The sequence below is a fragment of the Paenibacillus dokdonensis genome, from assembly GCF_004916975.1.
GTDB classification, from domain to species: Bacteria; Bacillota; Bacilli; order Paenibacillales; family Paenibacillaceae; genus Paenibacillus_AQ; species Paenibacillus_AQ dokdonensis.
The window spans coordinates 348,370-368,559 of the sequence record NZ_STGQ01000003.1 but is presented as its reverse complement, the minus strand read 5'-3'; the positions used below and the strand labels follow the sequence as shown (position 1 = coordinate 368,559).

Genomic DNA, 20,190 nt, shown 5'->3' with positions numbered 1-20,190 from the left:
GATGAAAAATTCCTTCGTTATTCTCCTCAAATCGCCCAAATTCATGATCGGTGCAATTCTGTTCCTGCTCATGCTGGCTCTCGTGCTGATCTATCCCCAAATCAACCGGAAGGATCCGCTGGAGATGATGGCTCTTGCTTTCCAGCCGCCGGATGCGAATCTATGGCTTGGCTCAGATAACTTCGGACGCGATTTGTTTCTGGAGCTGATGTACGGCATTCAGACCTCCATCCGGGTAGGATTGATCGCAGGGGTGTTCGCAACAGTCATCGGTCTCATCATTGGTCTTGCTTCGGGATACATCGGCGGCATGGTCGATAATATTCTGACAGCCATCACCAACATTTTTATTGTCATTCCATCTTTTGTCATTCTGATTCTGATATCGGTCAGCATCAATTCACGCAGTTCACTGGTGACGGCGATCATTATCGGAATTACCAGCTGGCCGTGGACCGCGAGGGCCGTGAGGGCACAAACCACGTCACTCCGGGGGCGCGATCATGTTCATATCGCCAAAATTTCCGGCCACAGCACACCCAAAATTATCGTGTTTGAAATCCTTCCTTATATTGCATCATACGTCGTTATGGCCTTTGTTCTACAGACGGCATCAGGTATCCTGTCGGAGGCGTCGATTTCCATGCTGGGCCTTGGGCCATACAATACCATTTCGCTCGGCATCATAATGAACTGGGCACTGGTGTTTGAAGCGCCGGTGGCAGGGGCATGGTGGGCATTTATTCCTGCGGCGCTGTCGATCGCGCTGATCACGTTTTCCTTGTATATGATGAATACGGGCATGGATGAAATATTCAATCCGAAGATAAGGAGTTAGACGTATGAGCACTCATATTCTGGAAGTCAGCGGCCTCAAAACCTACTACAAAACCAGGCTCAAGGAAAAGGTATTCGCTGTGGATGGTGTCGATTTTGAACTGGAGGAAGGGAAAACGCTGGGAATCGCAGGCGAGTCGGGATGCGGAAAATCTACGTTGGCTCTCAGCCTGATGGGCTTTTATTTCCCGCCACTGCATTATGGCAGCGGGTCCATCCGCATCCACGGAAACGACATTATGAAGCTCAGTAAAGAGCAGCTCCGATCGCAGGTGTCAGGCCGCGAAATTGCTTATATTCCACAGGCAGCCATGAATGCGCTGAATCCGACGCTGCGGATTATCCACTTTATCGAAGATATTTTGAAGGAGCATCGGCCTGAATTATCCAAAAAGCAGGTGTGGGAGCTGGCTGCCGAGCGCTTCAAGACACTCAATTTACCCGAAAAGGTGTTGAAGTCGTATCCGAATGAGCTATCCGGCGGGATGAAGCAGCGGACCGTCATCGCGATTTCGACCATTTTGAATCCCAAGGTATTGATTGCGGATGAGCCGACCTCTGCTCTTGATGTTACTTCGCAAAAGGCGGTCATCAAGCTGATGAAGGATTTGCTGGATAAAAAGTATATCCGTTCGCTGGTCTTTATCACGCATGAGCTGCCGCTTTTATATCATGTCACGGATGACATTATGGTCATGTATGCGGGTGAAATCGTCGAGAGAGGGACGGCGGAGCAGATGATTTTTGATCCGGTCCATCCTTATACGAAAAAATTAATGGGCTCCATTCTCGTACCGGAGGAAGGCATGAAGGGGCAGAAGCTGGCGGCGATTCCCGGTGCACCTCCGAACTTGAAGCAGGTCCCCCCAGGCTGCCGCTTTGCGGAGCGTTGCACGTATGCACAAGATGAATGCCGTGTCGGAAAAGTACCGATTCATAAGAACGGAAGCAACGAATACCGCTGCCATTTTGAAACGGAAATTCTGAAGGAGTGGTATGCGCATGAGCAATCGTGAGCTTTTGATCCGGGGTAAAGACCTGACCAAGGTGTTTGGTTACGGAACTCAGAAGACAACGGCCGTTGATGCGGTGGACTTTGACTTTCATAAGGGGGAGATCATTTCCCTTGTTGGGGAGAGCGGAAGCGGCAAAACCACCTTGGCCAAAATGATGATGGGACTCCTCAAGGAATCAGGTGGCAGCATTGAGTATAAGGGAAAGCCTCGACGCTTGAAATCCCATTCCGACCGAAAACGGTACTGGAAGGATATCCAGGCGATTTTTCAGGACCCGTTCTCGTCCTTTAATCTCTTTTACAGAGTGGAGAAGCTGCTGATGGACTGCATCAAGCTGCAGGGACTGAAGCTCAGCAAAGAGGAGCAGTACCTGAAAATGAAGGAGGCATGCTCCTTCGTCAATCTCAAATTCGAGGAACTGCATAATAAGTATCCGTTCGAGCTGTCCGGCGGACAGATGCAGCGGCTGATGATTGCCCGTATCTTTATGCTGCATCCCAAGGTGCTCATTGCTGACGAACCGACCTCTATGGTCGATGCCTGTTCCAGGTCTACGATTCTAGATATGCTGCTGAAGCTGAGGGATGAGAATGAGATGACAATTATTTTTATCACTCATGATGTGGGTCTGGCCTATTATGTGAGTGATACGATCTATATTATGGAAAAAGGGAAAATCGTAGAGAGCGGTCCCGCGGAGGAGATCATTCTAAACCCGCAGCACAGCTATACGCGGCAGCTGATCAGCGACGTGCCCAAAATCCACTCGGCCTGGGACCTGGGCTCATAGGATGCTGAGCCGCAGCACGGAACATGTAAAAAAGGATAGAGCCGGAAGGAATCCGGACCCTATCCTTTTTATCATTTTTGCAGAATCCGATGCTGCAGATTAAGGCGCCATATAGCGGCCGTTTTCCTGTACAACCCGGAACTTGGCGCCCTTTTGCTGGATAACGGTCAGGTTACTGCCTTCTGCACCGTACCATTCCACACCGAGTGCATAACCGGCCTTACTGTATGATACGAACAGCAGATTGAAATAATCTGCGCTAATTTGGCCGCCGTCATCCACACGCCATGTCGACTGCGAATCATTGTTGCCAACGAAGTCTTCGAATACCATTCCACCTTTATCGACAAGCACGAGGCTGGCAAGCGGTTTGCCGCTTCCTTTCACAAATTTCACGAGACCGATCTGGATACCGGAGGTTGTCGTAGCGATCAGGCCTTGACTGGCAACCTTGCGGTTTTTCGTTTTTTCGATAGCCTGGATTGTTTTTTGGCTGAACTTGCCTTTTTGAACCGACTTAAGAGCCAGAAAGGTATGACCCTGGAATGCGTTTTTTGCAGCGAGAAGAACACTTTCATTGCTATTGAGCTTGTTTGAGGCGTAGGTCAGCTTAAACAGCTCGCCCTCATCGTTTTTAAAATTGTTGGCGTTTTGTCTGCCGTCACTTTTACTGGACATGTTTTGATGCTTCAAGTAACTCACGTTAAACTGCTTTCCGGGAGCATACAGCACAGAGGTGAGCGTTTTGGGACCCGGATGGCTTTTGCCGGGATCTCCGATGAGTCCGAGGATTTGTTTTCCCGTATTATCCGTATATCCAAACATCAGCTGATCGGCGCGCAGTTCACCGACAGGGGCCTTGATCGGGGTAGCTTTACTTTTCGCGATTGCGGGCGCAGCAGAGGCTCCGGCGAAGGAGGCAAATACGGCCACACTCAATAATAGGCTCAATAGCATGGCGGAAATATGTTTTTTCATTCCACGGATCTCCTTTGAAGGGAATTTTTACTGCAGCATCTTGTTATTCAGACGTTTATAATTCCAATTTGTTTCATTAATTCCATGAAATTGACTGTATCTTGCGGGTGTTTTTCTATTTTGAAAAAAATTTATTGAGTGTCTCCAGATTACTTTAATACAGTATATTCCATTATGCATGAGCCTTTGGCGGAAATCTGTTGTCCCCCGAATGGCGGTATGAAAGAAAAAAAGGTTATAGGGAAACGGTTGGGAGGCTGGTAATTATTGCTGTGCAGCGCTTACAAAGCGTATATTTACAGATGGCAGGTTCTGATTTAAAATAATGAAGTCCGAAAGTTGTCGACAAGTATACGTGCATGCAGCCATGAATGATTGGAGGACTTAAGCGGTTCATATTTTTCCGGGATGTTGGTATGTCATTGCATCGATATGATAAAATCCTATAAGTATATATAAAACAGGATTTGCAAAATTCGATTTTTAGCTGCTCCGGCTGCTTTACATAGACGAAAGAATTCGTATCGATCTATCTTTTGCCGATGACAAGCTGCTATTTGGAGTTTTTGCAAAATCTTCAAATAGGAGAGTTGTATCATGTTGCAGTATCCTTCAGCCTGGTTGCAAAATGCTTCTCTGGGAGAAACGATTGCCTGTGAACTCAGGCTTCAAATCATAAATGGAACGATTAAGAACGGCGAGGTCATATCGGAGAACTGGGTGGCTTCAGAGTTCGGAACGAGCAGATCCCCGGTCCGGGAAGCTTTAAAAACGCTCTCCTGCGAAGGGCTGATCCGTCTCGAACGGATGGGGGCTGTTGTGATCGGTCTGAGTATTACGGATGTGGAAGAGCTGTATGATGTCCGATTTTTGATTGAAAGCTTTGTTCAGCAGCGGCTGACCCAAACGGATGTCGAAGGGCTGCTCGGGAATCTTCAGCGGATTGTAGACAAAATGGAACTGGCGATGAGGCATAATGATGCTGTAGAGTTTTCATATCAGGATTTGTCTTTTCATGAAGCGATCATCATGGCAGTTGATCATAACCGTATTTTGCATTTGTGGAAAAGCATACGCCCGATCGTCATGACGGTGATGCTGATTACGACGGAAGAAGTTTTTTCCAAAGGCGAAAAGAAGCTGCATACGGTTATTGATAAACACCGTACGATTATGAAGGGACTGGAATCCCGGAATAGAGATGTGGTGAAGCAGGTCGTTCAGGATTATTTTGCTGACTCTAGGAAAACGCTTCATAGCAGTATCTCCGGTCAATAATGCTGTTTGCAGCGCATGTTCAAGAGAACATGCAGCTTAAAGTTGTCGACAAGTATACCGCAATAAAATCAAATGTTGGATAAATGGGTATGATATTCATAATTAAACCAGACAAAGAATAAGGGAGGGCATCTAGATGTCCAGTATTTTCGGCATGAGCCACAATTGGACGCTTCTCATTTGGACTCTGATAGCAATTGTATTTCTGATTGTATTTATCGCTAAATTCAAATGGAATCCGTTTGTTACACTGCTGTTGTCAGCTTTGATTCTCGGTTTTTTGACAGGCATGAAACCGCTTGATATCGTTGACTCGGTGACCAAAGGCCTGGGTGGAACGCTTGGTACCATTGCCATTGTTATCGCTCTCGGTACGATGCTCGGCAAGATGATGGCCGAATCCGGTGGCGCGGAGCAAATCGCTACGACCCTCGTGGACCGTTTCGGCGAAAAACGTGTTCACTGGGCTATGATGATCGTCGGTTTTATCGTCGGCATTCCCGTATTCTTTGAAGTGGGCGTTATTTTGTTGATTCCTATTATTTTTACGGTGGCGCGCAAAACAAAAATGTCGCTGCTCCAGATCGGTATTCCGATTTTGGCTGGCTTGTCTACCGTGCACGGCTTGGTTCCACCGCATCCAGCGCCCATGATCGCGATTGATGCTTATAAGGCAGATTTGGGTAAAACAATCCTATATTCCCTGGTTGTGGGACTGCCTGCTGCCATCGTGGCAGGACCTTTGTTCGGCAAATGGATCGGCAAGCGGATTCAGGTCGAACCGCCTGCACAGCTTGCTGACCAGTTCTCGGCAAGCAGTACACGCAAGCTGCCGGGCTTCGGGATTACGTTGTTTACGATTTTGCTTCCGGTTATCCTGATGCTGATCGGTTCGATCGCCAAGATCATTGATCCCGAGGGTGTTCGCGGGGTCACGGTTTTCTCCGAATTTATCGGACATGAGGTTATTGCACTACTAATTGCCGTCGTTTTCTCCTTTTTCTCGCTTGGTTTTGCACGCGGGTTTACGAAGGATCAAGTCTCCAAGTTTACGAGTGAATGTCTTGCTCCGACAGCAACGATCATTTTGATCATCGGTGGCGGCGGAGCATTCAAGCAGGTGCTCATTAATAGCGGCGTTGGTGATGCCATCGCACAGATTGCAACCTCCGCGCATGTAAATATTATTTTATTCGCATGGTTTGTGGCTGCGCTCATCCGCGTCGCAACCGGCTCTGCTACAGTCGCTATGACAACGGCTGCAGGCATTGTAGCTCCGGTACTCGCGCTGAATCCCGGTGCAAATGTTGAATTGGTCGTTCTGGCAACAGGCGCAGGTTCCATTGTTCTGTCGCATGTCAATGACGCCGGTTTCTGGATGGTGAAGGAGTTTTTCAATATGTCCGTTCCGCAGACGCTGAAGTCATGGACTGTCATGGAGACGTTGCTGTCGGTTGTGGGGCTTGCAATCATAATGGCAATCAGCCTGTTTGTATAGCCGGATAGGGATACTATGAAATCCTAAAGTTTTAGTAATGAAGAAAGAAGGTTGAAACATGAGCAGTAAAATGATGATCGGCATCGATATCGGAACGACAAGTACAAAAGCCGTTTTATTCGAAGAGAATGGAAGGGTCGTGGCCAAGGGCAGTGAAGGTTATCCCCTTCATACCCCCACTTCGTCGATTGCCGAACAGGATCCGGATCAGATCTTTACCGCAGTCATACATTCGGTAAAGCAGGCCATGGAGAAAAGCGGGACAAGCCCTGAACAGATCATGTTCGTTTCCTTTAGTTCGGCGATGCACAGTGTCATTCCGGTCGATCCGGATGGTAAGCCGCTGATGAACTGCATTACCTGGGCAGACAACCGCAGCGCGGAGTGGTCGGAAACGTTGAAGAAGGATTTGAACGGGCATGAGATCTATCTGCGAACAGGAACGCCGATTCATCCGATGTCACCTTTGACAAAACTGATGTGGCTGCGTCATGATAAACCGGAAATCTTCGGCAAGGCGGGCAAGTTCATTTCGATCAAGGAGTACGTTTTCGCGAAGCTGTTTAATCAGTACATCATTGATTATTCGATTGCATCCTCAACCGGTATGTTTAATCTGGAGCAGCTAAAATGGGATGAGGAAGCGCTGAAGGTTGCCGGCATCGGGGCGGATAAGCTATCTGAACCGGTTCCTACCACGCATTCGGTAACAGGGCTGAACCCTGTATTTGCTGAAGAGATGGGGCTTCTGGCCTCTACTCCTTTTGTCATCGGAGCCAGTGACGGGGTGCTATCCAATCTGGGCGTGAATGCCATTGAACCGGGTGTCGTCGCTGCAACGATCGGAACCAGCGGTGCAATTCGCACCGTAGTAGACCGTCCCGTGACGGATCCCAAAGGACGCATCTTCTGTTATGCCTTGACGGACAAAATGTGGGTGATCGGCGGACCTGTTAATAACGGAGGCATGTTATTCCAGTGGGTACGAGATGAGTTTGCTGCATCTGAAGTGGAGACGGCGAAGCGTCTTGGTCTGGACTCCTATGACCTGTTAACCCGGATCGCAGAGCAGGTGAGCCCGGGCTCCGATGGACTTCTCTTTCATCCCTATCTGACAGGGGAACGGGCACCGTTGTGGAATCCGGATGCTCGCGGTTCCTTCTTCGGCCTCACGATGCATCACCGCAAGGAGCATATGATCCGCTCTGTTCTGGAAGGCGTCATTTTTAATATGTATACGGTTCTTCTGGCGATGGAAGAAATCATAGGCCGTCCTACCAAGATTCATGCAACAGGCGGTTTTTCGCGTTCTCCGCTGTGGCGTCAGATGATGGCCGATATTTTCGATCAGGAAGTGATCGTGCCGGAAAGCTATGAAAGCTCTTGTCTGGGAGCGGTGGTCCTTGGGCTATACGCCCTTGGCAAGACAGATTCACTGCATATCGTGTCAGGCATGGTTGGATCGACTCACCAGCATAAGCCAGTAAAAGAAAATGCACGTATTTACCATCAGCTGCTGCCGATCTTTATTCAAATTTCGCGCAAGCTGGAAGAGGAATATAAAGCGATTGCTGATTTTCAGCGACAGATTTTCTAAAAACATAACATTGCTCACATCAAGCCTGCATGACGAATGAAATCGTCATGCAGGCTTTTTAGCATACCCCACAAATTCATGGAGGATTAGAAAAAAATGGTTGCCAAATCAAAAAACTTGAAAGATAATTAATCACACAAAATATAGGCCTTAAGATGTAGAACCAAAGGTTCTGTAACGGGGCTAAAACAAGCTTTATGTAGTACATAAGATGTAGAAATTAATTCGGACAGGAGAGTATGTAATGAAAAAGATTTGCCCGAAATGCCATCATGCCAATGACTACGGGAATTTTTGCGAGGAATGCGGGACGAGACTGCCAGACAGCGAAGCATCCGCCCGGACAGAGTCTGCCCCGGCATCAGAAGGACCGGTATATCCCATGTATGGAGGCCATGCTCACGGACCTGCCGGGCAGCCGTCACCCAGACAAGCTTATCTGCAGAATGCGAAGCATGTATCGAAGCTGTATTTCAGCTATTTCGCCGATGTGATGAAGAAGCCGTTTGCCTATGCGCAAAATACGGGCCGTGAACAGTTTGTTAACGGATTAATTACGATTGTGATCTTCTCGCTGATCATTCCGCTGATGATTTACCTGGGATTTCATGAATATGCCGAATACATCGGAAGAGGCGCCTTTCTGACAATCGTTCTAAAGCCATTTGTCGGATATGTGGTATTTATGATGCTTCTTGTAACATATACCTTCCTAGCCGTGAAATTTTCCAAGGTGAACGTCAGCTATCAGGATGTAGCCGGAAGATTCGGAGCATTGCTGGTGCCGTTCACATGCAGCTTTTTGCTTTCCTTCGTACTGACACTGCTCGATGCCAAAATTTTTGTTTATTTCCTGCTGATCGGCTTTATCGGATCGCTTTTCACAGTGCCGGCACTAGTAATCAGCAGCTATACCAGGGAGAATCGCACCGGTCTTGATACGGTATACGGTACGATCTTGACCTATGTACTAACATTCCTCACGCTGTACATTATGGGGAAAATGCTGCTCAGTTCGATTGACTATCTGATGAACAGCAGCCTGTCGCCGTTCTTCTAAGCAGCATACCCAATATACAAGCGGAGGTTGAAGCAGCATGGCTTTTTGTAAACAATGCGGATCGCAGCTGGCGGAGCAAAGTAAATTTTGCCGGGAGTGCGGAAGCCGGATCGGACAGATGGAGCCGGTGGCCTCTTCTGTGGACATGTCCGCGCCAGGCACTGCCGCCACACCTGTCCGGATGTCGCTGAAAGCGAAAATATGGCTTATGTCCGTGATTGCTCTCATCATCCTGTGCACGGCAGCATACAAGACGGGAGAGCATTTTACAAGTAAAGAGCGCTTGATCAGCAAACTGGAAACGGCACTGAACCACAAGGATATGAAGAAGACCGCAGCCCTCCTTGTTCCGGGAGATAAGCGGCTTACCATCAATGAAAATACGCTCGCGGCATTCAAGAGTTACCTGGACAGCGAACCGGACGAGCAGAAAAGACTGATTCAGGATCTGAACGAACAGGCCAAGGAGTTTGACCGCAGCAAGGACAGCGGTTCGGACTCCGGTACGTACAGAGGGTTGATTCATCTCGAGAAGAAAGGGAAGAAGCTTCTGGTTTATAATCATTACCGCCTGGTGGTTGAACCGGTTTATGTCACGCTGAAAACCAATTATCAGGATACGGCATTGTATGTTGGTGAACAGCAGGTTGGCGCAGCCGACAAGCCGGATTATGAGCAGGAATATGGTCCTTATCTGCCGGGGAAGTATACGCTTACCGCGAAGTTGAAAACGGATTTGGTGGATCTCGTGCGTTCCGAGGATATGAATCTGCTGGATCAGAAAGCGGGGTACACGTCTTCACTTCATCTTGATGGAGAAGATGTGACCGTCGATATGGGGATTGGAGAGGTGCAGGATCTGAAGGGTACCGTTGTGATTAATGGCAAAGACACCGCCATCAATCCTTATAAACAGCCTACATTTGGACCGGTTACAACAGACGGCACGATGAAAATGTCCATCCGGTCCACATTTCCATGGGGCACTGTGACAACGGCGGAGGTGCCAATCAGCAGTGATTACATCGAAATGAATCCGGTCTCGGACAAGGCATTCGAGGAGAGCATCATGGATCAGGTGGCAAAAAGTAATCAGCAGCAGCTTGTTGCATATACCTCCGGTGATGTGAACAAGATGGAGGCAGCCACAGATACTTTCAAAGAAAGCGTGCGGCAGCGTATGGTCCAGGACCGTGAATACCGTAACTATTACGAGGGCAGATACATGGGCTCCACCTTTGACCTGGATTCGATGCGGTTATATCAGGACAACGGACACTGGGAATGCTCGCTTAACGCCAATATCCGGATGATGGAGGATAATTTCTACGATGGGGACACGCCTTCTCTGGAAGAAAACTCTCGTGCAGTGAAAGTAGTACTTGTGTTTGACGCCCAGAAGAAGGGCTGGTATGTGGATTCCATCCGAGATACATACAGCTTTGGAAGCGGACGAACCAAGGATACGGTATCCAAGGATCCGGGCTTATATATGTCTGCCTGGGCACCGAAGTCGGCAACCGCAGCAGCCTCGGCCAGCGCGCAGGGACTCGATTACAGCGGCACGCTCTGGTTTATGAATGAGTATCTGTCTACATCGGTTGAGGCGATGAACAACCGCCTCTTTGACCAGGTGGCTAATCTGATTGACCCGGCGGGGCCGGCTTACAAGGAATCGGAGAATTACATCGCTCATCTCGAAGCCAAAGGCATTACGGAGTACCTGAACAGCTTCGAGCTGCTGGGCCTGAGTAAAAATAGCGACGGCAGTTACAAGACTGTAACTTCGGAGAATTATACCATCAGCTATCAGGATGGGTCTGTAAAGAACAAAAGCTTTGTATCGGAGTATAAGCTGGTCACGATTGACGGCATGCTGAAGGTTCATCAGCTGGTCAGCACCAAGGAACAGTAGGAAGATGGGCATGAAGGGGCGCTGCGCTTAAGCAGCGTTCCTTTTTGCATTTTGTGTTAGTGATGAGCCAGATCGGAAATTATAAAGCGATGCGGAAGGTAAAGCAGCCTCCTGAAAATTGGGTAATAACTGAAATAGAATATGACTTCTGACTTTCAGACCAGATCAAGGGAGGTGCTCCCGGTTCCTGTTACAGCAGCGGGAGCGGGATAACATGTGGAAACTGTGAAAATTATAATGGTTGTTTTACTTATTCTGCTGACTGCTTTTTTTGTCGCTTCCGAATATTCGGTCATCCGGGTCCGGCTGTCGAGAATGAACCAGTTGGCTGCGGAAGGCAACAAAAATGCCAAGGCCGTCAAACATATCATTTCCAAGCTGGATGAATTTCTGTCTGCGTGCCAGCTCGGTACGACGCTGACATCCATGGCTCTTGGATGGCTGGGCGAGTCAACGGTCGAGCGGCTGCTTCATCCGCTGTTTGAGCTTTTGCATATCCCGGGCCCTGTCGAAAGTATTATATCGTTTATTATTGCATTTTTGATTTTAACGTATTTCGAAGTGGTTGTCGGAGAACTGGTACCCAAGACGATCGCAATCCAGATGGCCGAACCGATGGCTCTATTTTTTGCCCGTCCGATTATTATCTTCTATAAAATCACTTACCCTTTCAACTGGGTGCTCAGCCGCTCTTCGCGTCTGATTACGGGTATTTTCGGCGTTAAAATGTTGTCGGAGGAGGATGCGGCATTAAGCGAGGCAGAGCTGCGCTTTGCTCTTTCCGAAGGATATCGAAGCGGAGAAATTACTCCAACGGAATACCGCTATCTGAACAATGTATTTGATTTTGATGAGCGGGATGCGCGGGAGATTATGGTGCCAAGAACGTCGATCCGTTATGTTTCCCATGATGCCAAGGTAAGCGATGTGCTGGCGGTGATTGAAGGGAAAACATTCAGCTATCTTCCAGTCATGATGAACGGGGACAAGGATCGGGTGGCAGGTATTCTGCATATGAAGGAGCTGCTGCATGAGGTGGTACGCCAAAACTGCAGCATGGAGGAAAAAATAACCTCCTTTATCAAACCAGTCCTGCAAATGATTGAAACGATACAGGCACGCGATCTGCTGACCCAGATGCAGAAGAAAGGCATTCATATGGCCGTGCTTCTGGATGAGTATGGGGGTACATCAGGATTGGTGACAATGGAGGACATTCTGGAGGAAATTGTCGGAGACATCCCGTCCGCGTCTTCACCGGATGCCGTGTCCGATGCTGCGGCAGAACGGATTACCATAACAGGGGACAACCGTTATCTGCTTGATCCGCAAGTACTGATTCATGATATCAACCGTAAGCTGAAGACGCATATACCGGCTGGAGATGAGGTATATACGATCGGAGGATGGATGCTCTCAGAGAAATATGATCTGCAGAAAGGTGATCGGCTTCAGTCCGATGATTGGATCTTCACCGTCCTTCTTATGGAGGGGCCCCGCATTATCCAGATTGATGCGGAGAAGATTGAAGCCGAGGAGCAGGAATCACCAGCAGAGATACATGAATGATTGTGTATTCAGTTAGATGAGGTTCCTGAAAGATGGTGATGCGGGATGCGATACCTGTGTCACCATTTTTATGAGTTGCATTGCAGTAGGAAAAAAGCATGAGATGGTTCACTACAAAAGTTGACAATTGATGTAAATCATTTAAAATAAAACTGATGTCCATTTAATATATAAGTAGGAGAAATATACATGAGTTATAAATCAGATCGACCCACGTTTCATGAACGGCTTGATCATTTCGTGAACGTGATACGCACAGATATTTTAAACGGTATTAGACAGGAGGGAACCTATCTTCCTTCGGAGAGTGCGCTCGCCAAGCAGTATCAGCTCAGCAATAAATCGATTCGTAAAGGGCTGGATCAGCTGGTGGAGGAAGGATTGATTGTCAAGATCGATCGGGTCGGCAGTATGGTCACTCCGCATTCCAGGGAATCTGTCACCATTAATTATGGTTGCCCTCTTTCCCTGACCAGCGACTTTATGATTGACGATTTGATTGCAGAATTCAGCCGGCGGAATCCGGGTATTCATGTAAGAAGAATTACCCTGAACCCTTTGGGCTATGTGCGTTCCGCGGAAGAAATGATGCAGAACGGACTGCTGGATGTGGTAGCCTTTAACAGCTCACAATTTCAGGAATGGAATGAGCTTGGACTTACACCTCTGCTTGAGGAGCTTGGATCCGATAAGGCTATTTATCCGATTACGGAATCGGCATTTCGCATTGAAGATAAAGTATATGCGCGGCCAGTATCGTTTTCACCAGTGGTGCTCTGCTATAACAAGCAGCATTTCCGGGATGCGGATATTCCTGAACCGGACAGCTACTGGAGCTGGGATGATCTTATTGATGCAACATCGCAACTGGCGAAAAGCCGCGGCCGCCACGGTATCTATTTCTTGCCGGCTTCAGAGAACCGTTATTCCATATTTCTGCTGCAGGGGGGAAAGGGAAAGAAGGAGCTGCCGGACGGAAGCAGCAGACTCAATATGCTGGAAGGCTTGGATAAGCTCAATGAGCTCATCAACAACCGTCTGATTTTCCCCAATTACTGGGCGCAGGGAAATGATGAGACGATCCGTCTTTTTGCGGAGGGACAGGTGTCGACCATTCTGGCGACCTATTTTAACCTGAACGAATTCGCGCATATGAATCTGGAGTACGATATTTGTCCGCTTCCGAGTCTGCATAGAGGGGACCCGCAAAAAACGCTGATGCTGTCGATTGGTACTGCGCTGGTTCATCATTCACCTTCCAAGGAAGCGGCCAGCCGATTTATGGAGTTCCTATCCTCCGCAGATGCGCAGATGATGATCCGGGATAAAACGATCAGTATTCCAGCTCGGAAGGAAGCGGCAGAAGCGACAGGGAATCAGGGTGGACTCAATCGTCCATCAAGGTATTCCATGTTCCGTGAGATGCTTCCGTCTTATGCATATCACAAAGAAATTGGTCTGCAAATGCAGACACTGAGAATGTTCAGCAGGTTCTTGAAGGAATATTGGTCAGGAATGATTGATGTAAATGTACTGTATGATAAGCTTGAATATTTGGCCATTCAATCCGAAGTAGGAGAACAGACAAAGCCTGTTGTCAAACAATTCTAGAGATCCGTCTTCATCAGGCAGTATAGACGATTGTTCAATCGGAAGCCCCAAGCCTTTAGGCGTGGGGTATTTCGTTTTATATAATGTAACCGCTTGCAAGTCAAGAGTTTCCGACAATATTTTATTCTGGTTTATTTTCTGATTTAGTGTTGACACTCCAAAAAACGACTGTGTATAATCGGTACATCAGAAATACATCAAAATTATAATTTATTATATTTTTGAAATGGTCATTAATCAGATATAAATCAGGAGGCGCCTATGAGAGCGATTAAAAGCCTGAACGGGGCAGCAGTCATTGCAGAGCTTCCCGAACCGGAGGTTAAACCCCAACATGTCAAAGTTCGAATCGATTATTCTTCGGTCAGCATTGGTACGGAATTGCTCATGATCCGGACGAATCCGGAAGCATTTCTCGGATACAGTGCAACCGGTATCGTATTGGAAGTCGGAGAAGGGGTTACCCATGTGAAGCCGGGACAACGGGTTGCATGCTACGGCACACCGGCGCACCGGGAAATTATGATCTCACCCAAGCATCTTACCGCGCTTGTGCCGGATGGAGTATCCGCTGAGGAGGCAGCATTTTCGGGAATCGGGGCGATTTGTATACACGCGCTGAGGCAGGCCAACCTGCAATTTGGTGAAACGGTTGTGATTACCGGTGTTGGTATTCTCGGACAAATCATCGCCCGGATCGCTTACGCGTCTAATTATCGTGTCATTGCCATGGAGCCGTTGAAAGAACGTCGCGACATCCTTGCAGCAGCTGGAATTACACAGGTATGCTCTAATAATGAAGAAATGAAGCAGGCGCTTGCACAAACGACAGGCGGCAAAGGAGCGGATTCGGTACTGGTTTGCGCAAGCACGCGCGGCGAGAGTTTGATCGATAATGCGATGCATTGGCTAAGAGATCGTGGAAGCGTTGTCATCGTAGGGGATACCGGCTGCGAATTTGACCGTGATCTATTCTTTAGCAAGGAAGCAAGCGTACATATTTCCCGTGCCGGCGGACCAGGGCGTTATGACAAGGACTATGAGCGGGCCGGCTTTGATTATCCAATCGGTTATGTCCGCTGGACAGAAGGCCGAAATATTGAGGATTTTTTACGAATGATTGATGAAAAACGTATCGATATCCAATCACTGATAACCGACCGGTTGGCTTTTGATGATCTGCCTGAGTTTTATATGCGTATCAGCAAGAATCCCCGGCCTACTATGGGTGTTACCGTGAGTATCGATTAAACCGGAAGAAAGGAGTGGCAGACATGAGTGACACCACTGCAGCTATGCCTGTCAAACCAGGTAAGCGATTGAAGCAGAGAACCGGCAGGAAGAGCTTCTGGCGTTACCGCTGGCTTTACCTTTTTATGGTTCCCGGCATTATCTACTATCTGATTTACCAGTATGTGCCCATGTTAGGACTGGTTGTCGCCTTTCAGGATTATAACCTCCTTAAAGGAGTAACTGGCAGCCCTTGGGTAGGATTGGACAATTTCCGGACGGTGTTTTCCTCTCCTGATTTTCCGATCCTGATGAAAAATACGCTTCTCCTCAGCGTTTACCGCATCATTTTCAACATGCTGCCGGACTTGCTTCTGGCATTGATGCTTAATGAAATACGGGTCCGCTGGTTTAAAAAGTGGATTCAAACGCTGACCTACGGACCGCATTTTCTATCCTGGATCATCGTTTACGGTTTGGTATATGCCTTTTTTGCACCTGGCTCGGGTCTCGTCACGACATTCATGCGGGATATGGGTTGGACATCGGTTGATGTACTGACCAATTCCTCCGTATTCCGACCGATGCTGATTTTGACCGAAATCTGGAAAAGTACCGGTTATGGAGCCATTATTTATCTGGCGGCGCTTGCGAATATCAACCAGGAGCTGTACGAAGCGTCTGCGATCGATGGCGCAGGCCGCTGGCGGCAATTGTGGAACGTTACACTGCCAGGAGTGCGCGATGTGTTTGTGCTCTTGCTCATTCTTCGGCTGGGGCATATTCTGGATGCCGGCTTCGAGCAGGTGTACATTTTCCTGAACGTCCGCGTATACGATGTCGGTGATATTTTGGATACTTGGATATTCCGCAGAGGTATTGAGCAAATGCAATTTAGTGTTCCGGCGGCTGTCGGGGTCTTTAAATCTATGATTGGTCTGGTACTGGTGCTCGGGGCGAACAAAATCGCCAAGAAACTGGGCGGCTCGGGGATCTGGTAGCCATGGAGGTGAGCGAACATGCCTGTTTTATTCAAAAGATCATGGTCTGACCGTATTGTGGACGGCGGCATTTACTCCATGCTCGCGCTGTTCGGTTTGTTAACGCTGTTTCCGCTCTACTATGTGGTGATTGTTTCTTTTACACCTTATACCGAGGTGCTCCGCAACGGTGGTTTTCTGCTGGTGCCGCATAAATTCACGCTGGATGCATTCAAGGTCATTTTTACGAGTGGTGTTGTGCCGAAGGCTCTCGGAGTCACTGTACTGGTCACCGTGCTTGGTACCGCGCTCAATTTGCTGGTTACCACACTTCTGGCCTACTCGTTATCCAAAAAGTTTCTGCCGGGAAGAAATGTGGTGCTGATGGGGATTGTCTTTACGATGCTGTTCTCCGGCGGGCTGATTCCAACGTTTCTGACGGTGAAAATGACGGGGCTGATGAACACGATTTGGGCACTTATTATTCCAGGCCTGGTATCCACGTTTAATATGCTCATCATGAAAACCTATTTCGAAAGTCTTCCCCAGGAGGTGGAGGAAGCCGCGAAAGTAGATGGCTGCGGAGATCTGGCCACACTCGTTAAAATTGTTCTTCCGCTGTCCATGCCCATTATGGCAACGCTGGGTCTCTTCTACGGCGTTACGCACTGGAACGCTTATTTCCCGGGAATTATGTACCTTAACGACCGCAGTCTGTATCCGCTTCAGGTGGTGCTGCGGAATATGATTATCACGCCAAGCGTCAGCCAGGAGCTGGCCGTACCGCAAACACAGCTGAGTGCGCTCCCGCCTGAGTCAATCAAGATGGCCACCGTCGTAGTCGCTATTGTACCGGTGATGATTGTGTACCCGTTCCTTCAAAAGTATTTTATCAAAGGGATGATGATCGGCGCCGTCAAGGGTTGATCTCTTAAGCTGTTCAGAGGTTGCGGCTGCTTCAAACGGCCAGATTACATAGAGGGGGGTGCCGCTGGGCCTTGAGGGAATGATGCTCTGGCCGGAACGTACAACAATCAGCAGCGAGTCAGTCTGAAACAAGGCAATAACCGATTACTGTTGACTGTAAGAATAAGGGGAGGTAAATAAATGAAACGAACCGGATTTATTGTACTCATGGTCATGATGCTGATTTTATCCGCCTGCGGCGACAAGAAGGAAACGGCTAGTGGTGATACGGGAAGCGACAAGGCTCCAAGCGGAGATGCTGGAAAAGATAAAGACAGCGGAAAAATGGCTCTGAAATGGTTTATTGTCGCATCGGCTGACGCCCAGCTTCCGGCGAAAGATAAGGATTTTGTTAAGAAAGCCATTGATGAGAAGTTCAATGTGGATCTGACGATCGATTATATGCCGTTTGGAGCCGATTTCCAAAACAAGCTCAACTCGCTTATTTCCTCCGGCGATACACCGGATGTGTTTTACTCTGATGGTGTTTCTTCCAACCAGTACATCAAGGACGGGGTAGCGCGCGAAATTAAAGACCTGGTGACTCCACAAACGATGCCTAACTACTTCAAGTACTGGATGACTGAGAAAGACTTGAATATGTATCAGGTGCAGGGTAAATTCGCCCGCGCTCCGATTCCATATGCCAAAGACATCTACCGCTCTTATTACATCCGCAAGGACTGGCTGGATAAGCTGGGCATGAAGATGCCTACCAACTATGATGAAATGATCGCAGCCATGAAGGCCTTTACAGAGCAAGATCCGGACGGGAACGGTAAAAAGGATACCTATGGCTTCACCACGTATGGCGGCGGCACGAACATGTCGATGGACTTCCCTGAATTCGTGAAAAACGGGCTCATTGGCGACTTCATCGTAGAAGGCGACAAATTTATCGATACACGTACCGATCCGCGCGTTGAGCAGGTGTTGAATGACGTAAAAAAGGTAATGGCTATGGGCGTTGTCGATCCTGACTGGCTGCTCGCGAAAAATGGACAGCAGCTTGAGAAAGCAGAGCAGGGTAAAGCAGGTATCATTCTCGGCATGGGCAAAAATCTGGCATTCGATAACAATCCGGAAGGTCTGCAGCTAAAAACGAAGCAAATTACAGGTAATGACAAAGCGGATTGGCAGCCATTCCATCCGTTCGCGGAAACCGGAACCTGGATTGAGACCGTTCCGGGCAACCCGTTCCTGCTCAGCTCGCAATCTTCAGATGATAAAATCAAAAAATCCGTTGAGATCCTCGACTGGCTGGCTGGTGAAGAGGGCTACTTGCTGACACACTACGGACAGGACGGTACCGACTATACACGTGATGGCAGCAAGATCACAATCAATCAAGAAGCGTTCAAGAAGGATGTTACGGACAACGGCAACTTCCTGTCCGTATACCAATGGTTTACGCCTGTTCCTGATCCGAAAGTATTGGAACTGGAAATTGAAGATCCAAGCATCACCGACCGCGACAAGGAGATTGTCAAAACGATCGAAGCATATAAAATCGTTCCTTCGATCGGCACAAGCGTGGTCGTGAAGGAAGGCATGGACTTGGCGGCACTCCGCAAACGCATGAACGAATTGATGGTGTCTGTCCTATTCGATGATAAGGACGCTTCCAAGTGGCCTGCACACCGTAAGGAGCTCATGACCAAGTATGGCGGTAACGAAATCTTTGCTTACTATGCAGAACAAGTGTCCAATGCTTCCGGCAAAACCGTTACATTTACCGGAGAGTAATCGATAGGATCTGGGGACAACACAGTTTAATTTATAAGACGGATTGTCAAGCTAAGTGCGACACCTCGTCCATGAAGGCTTCGTGAGCCGACTTCCAATCTAGGCATTTTCGGGGGCGGTTGTTAATCAGCCGGAGCGCATCAGCAAGTTGTTCATCCGTAATGGCAGCGAAGTCATGCCCTTTGGGGAAGAACTCTCGGAGTAGGCCGTTTCCATTCTCGTTGGAGCCCCGCTGCCAAGAGGAATATGGATCTGCAAAATAGACCTGGATATCGTGAAAGGCTTCCAGATTCGCGTAGCAAGCGAACTCTTTCCCTCGATCGGTTGTCGCCGTTTGGAAGGCACCTTGTGGGTATTGGCTGGCCACGACACCGAAGGCGATTTCCATGGAGTTAGCCGTCCTATCTGGCATTTTCACAGCCACGTAAAGACGCGTCTTCCGTTCAATGAAGGTAGCCGCACAGGCTTTACTATTCCCTCGGCTGGAGACGACAGTATCGAGCTCCCAATGGCCAAATGACGTGCGTTTGCGAACCTCTTTTGGTCTCTTGCTAATTGGGGTGCCAACGAGGAAGCGACCGCGCGTTTCCACCGGTTTCTGACGCTTGCCTTTATGCCGTAGAACCTTGACGTCTCCAGCTGCAAGGCATCCTTTGTAGAGCCATCTGTAGATGGTCTTGAAGCAAACGAAAGGCTTCCCTTCCGCCCGTCGCTTCTCCGCGATCTGCTCAGGAGACCACGTCTCCAGCAGCTTCTGGTTGATCTGCTCAGCAAGATCTGTGTTGTACTTCCCGTTAGGCACACATGAAGCTCTTCGCTCGTGGTAGGCCTGTTGGGCGGGTAGAGCCGCATACTCTTCTTTCTGGCTGCCTCGTACAACTTCACGTGCGATTGTAGAGGGATGACGGCCCAGTTCACGCCCTATTTCCCGGCAGGACCAGCCCAGTCGATGTAACGTTTCTAGTTGTCCGCGCTCAATTATGCTAAGATGGGAGTAGCTCATGTTGGGTTCTCCTGTGATAAATGGTTTAGTTGTGGTGACTTCCATTTTACACGAAACCAGCATGGGCCATTTTTGTTTTTCCTAGCTTGAGGTGTCGCACTTCATATTACAATCCG

The 20,190-nt window shown here is 48.5% G+C and carries 16 protein-coding genes; 14 read left to right on the top strand and 2 right to left on the bottom strand.

What is annotated here, in order from left to right:
- The first annotated feature begins 1 nt into the window (after position 1).
- From E6W40_RS26065 to E6W40_RS26055, 3 genes are read left to right on the top strand one after another with little or no spacing between them, the layout of a single operon-like run.
- Entirely contained in the window at positions 2-838 is an 837-nt protein-coding gene (locus E6W40_RS26065) for an ABC transporter permease (protein WP_136608534.1), read from the top strand.
- Positions 839-842: 4 nt separating this feature from the next.
- Positions 843-1,853 (top strand): ABC transporter ATP-binding protein, encoded by a 1,011-nt coding sequence (locus E6W40_RS26060; protein ID WP_136608533.1) that lies wholly within the window; start codon positions 843-845, stop codon positions 1,851-1,853.
- Positions 1,840-2,643: an ABC transporter ATP-binding protein gene (locus E6W40_RS26055; RefSeq protein ID WP_136608532.1), complete on the top strand. Its 804-nt coding sequence runs from the start codon at positions 1,840-1,842 to the stop codon at positions 2,641-2,643. Before E6W40_RS26060 ends, E6W40_RS26055 begins: the two co-directional genes overlap by 14 nt.
- A 99-nt stretch (positions 2,644-2,742) precedes the next feature.
- Here the strand turns inward: E6W40_RS26055 and E6W40_RS26050 are convergent, their stop codons facing one another.
- Positions 2,743-3,621, bottom strand: coding sequence for a hypothetical protein (locus E6W40_RS26050; protein WP_136608531.1), 879 nt, complete (start codon positions 3,619-3,621; stop codon positions 2,743-2,745).
- Positions 3,622-4,221: 600 nt separating this feature from the next.
- On the opposite strand from E6W40_RS26050, the gene E6W40_RS26045 reads away from it, so the two are divergent.
- The 11 genes from E6W40_RS26045 (at position 4,222) to E6W40_RS25995 (ending at position 19,071) form a co-directional block, all read left to right on the top strand.
- The gene (locus E6W40_RS26045; protein ID WP_136608906.1) at positions 4,222-4,899 is read left to right on the top strand and encodes a GntR family transcriptional regulator; all 678 of its coding nucleotides are present in this window, start codon (positions 4,222-4,224) and stop codon (positions 4,897-4,899) included.
- 136 nt (positions 4,900-5,035) lie between these two features.
- Positions 5,036-6,397, top strand: a complete 1,362-nt coding sequence (locus E6W40_RS26040) for a GntP family permease (protein ID WP_136608530.1) — start codon at positions 5,036-5,038, stop codon at positions 6,395-6,397.
- A 58-nt stretch (positions 6,398-6,455) separates the two neighbouring features.
- A complete protein-coding gene (gene gntK / locus E6W40_RS26035; protein ID WP_136608529.1) occupies positions 6,456-7,994 on the top strand; it encodes a gluconokinase in 1,539 nt (512 codons plus the stop codon).
- 244 nt (positions 7,995-8,238) lie between these two features.
- Entirely contained in the window at positions 8,239-9,054 is an 816-nt protein-coding gene (locus E6W40_RS26030; RefSeq protein WP_136608528.1) for a zinc ribbon domain-containing protein, read from the top strand.
- Positions 9,055-9,091: 37 nt separating this feature from the next.
- Positions 9,092-10,969 (top strand): zinc ribbon domain-containing protein, encoded by a 1,878-nt coding sequence (locus E6W40_RS26025; protein WP_136608527.1) that lies wholly within the window; start codon positions 9,092-9,094, stop codon positions 10,967-10,969.
- Between the two features lie 216 nt (positions 10,970-11,185).
- Positions 11,186-12,538: a hemolysin family protein gene (locus E6W40_RS26020; protein WP_136608526.1), complete on the top strand. Its 1,353-nt coding sequence runs from the start codon at positions 11,186-11,188 to the stop codon at positions 12,536-12,538.
- Between the two features lie 189 nt (positions 12,539-12,727).
- On the top strand, positions 12,728-14,149 hold the full coding sequence (locus E6W40_RS26015) for an extracellular solute-binding protein (protein WP_136608525.1): 1,422 nt from the start codon (positions 12,728-12,730) through the stop codon (positions 14,147-14,149).
- A gap of 261 nt (positions 14,150-14,410) precedes the next feature.
- A complete protein-coding gene (locus tag E6W40_RS26010; protein WP_136608524.1) occupies positions 14,411-15,400 on the top strand; it encodes a zinc-dependent alcohol dehydrogenase in 990 nt (329 codons plus the stop codon).
- Between the two features lie 23 nt (positions 15,401-15,423).
- Entirely contained in the window at positions 15,424-16,380 is a 957-nt protein-coding gene (locus E6W40_RS26005) for an ABC transporter permease (protein ID WP_136608523.1), read from the top strand.
- 18 nt (positions 16,381-16,398) lie between these two features.
- The gene (locus tag E6W40_RS26000; RefSeq protein WP_136608522.1) at positions 16,399-17,286 is read left to right on the top strand and encodes a carbohydrate ABC transporter permease; all 888 of its coding nucleotides are present in this window, start codon (positions 16,399-16,401) and stop codon (positions 17,284-17,286) included.
- Between the two features lie 180 nt (positions 17,287-17,466).
- Positions 17,467-19,071 carry an extracellular solute-binding protein gene (locus tag E6W40_RS25995; protein ID WP_136608521.1) on the top strand — a complete coding sequence of 535 codons (1,605 nt, stop codon included), beginning with the start codon at positions 17,467-17,469 and terminating at the stop codon, positions 19,069-19,071.
- A 46-nt stretch (positions 19,072-19,117) separates the two neighbouring features.
- Here E6W40_RS25995 and E6W40_RS25990 read toward each other — a convergent pair whose 3' ends face one another.
- A complete protein-coding gene (locus E6W40_RS25990; protein ID WP_136608251.1) occupies positions 19,118-20,074 on the bottom strand; it encodes an IS30 family transposase in 957 nt (318 codons plus the stop codon).
- Positions 20,075-20,190: the final 116 nt, after the last annotated feature.

Coding starts and splice junctions, on each gene's coding strand:
- E6W40_RS26030 (WP_136608528.1), top strand. CDS start 8,239: ATGAAAAAGATTTGCCCGAAATGCCATCATGCCAATGACTACGGGAAT.
- E6W40_RS26050 (WP_136608531.1), bottom strand. CDS start 3,621: ATGAAAAAACATATTTCCGCCATGCTATTGAGCCTATTATTGAGTGTG.
- E6W40_RS26005 (WP_136608523.1), top strand. CDS start 15,424: ATGAGTGACACCACTGCAGCTATGCCTGTCAAACCAGGTAAGCGATTG.
- E6W40_RS26060 (WP_136608533.1), top strand. CDS start 843: ATGAGCACTCATATTCTGGAAGTCAGCGGCCTCAAAACCTACTACAAA.
- E6W40_RS26015 (WP_136608525.1), top strand. CDS start 12,728: ATGAGTTATAAATCAGATCGACCCACGTTTCATGAACGGCTTGATCAT.
- E6W40_RS26065 (WP_136608534.1), top strand. CDS start 2: ATGAAAAATTCCTTCGTTATTCTCCTCAAATCGCCCAAATTCATGATC.
- gntK (WP_136608529.1), top strand. CDS start 6,456: ATGAGCAGTAAAATGATGATCGGCATCGATATCGGAACGACAAGTACA.
- E6W40_RS25995 (WP_136608521.1), top strand. CDS start 17,467: ATGAAACGAACCGGATTTATTGTACTCATGGTCATGATGCTGATTTTA.
- E6W40_RS26025 (WP_136608527.1), top strand. CDS start 9,092: ATGGCTTTTTGTAAACAATGCGGATCGCAGCTGGCGGAGCAAAGTAAA.
- E6W40_RS26010 (WP_136608524.1), top strand. CDS start 14,411: ATGAGAGCGATTAAAAGCCTGAACGGGGCAGCAGTCATTGCAGAGCTT.
- E6W40_RS26040 (WP_136608530.1), top strand. CDS start 5,036: ATGTCCAGTATTTTCGGCATGAGCCACAATTGGACGCTTCTCATTTGG.
- E6W40_RS26055 (WP_136608532.1), top strand. CDS start 1,840: ATGAGCAATCGTGAGCTTTTGATCCGGGGTAAAGACCTGACCAAGGTG.
- E6W40_RS25990 (WP_136608251.1), bottom strand. CDS start 20,074: ATGAGCTACTCCCATCTTAGCATAATTGAGCGCGGACAACTAGAAACG.
- E6W40_RS26000 (WP_136608522.1), top strand. CDS start 16,399: ATGCCTGTTTTATTCAAAAGATCATGGTCTGACCGTATTGTGGACGGC.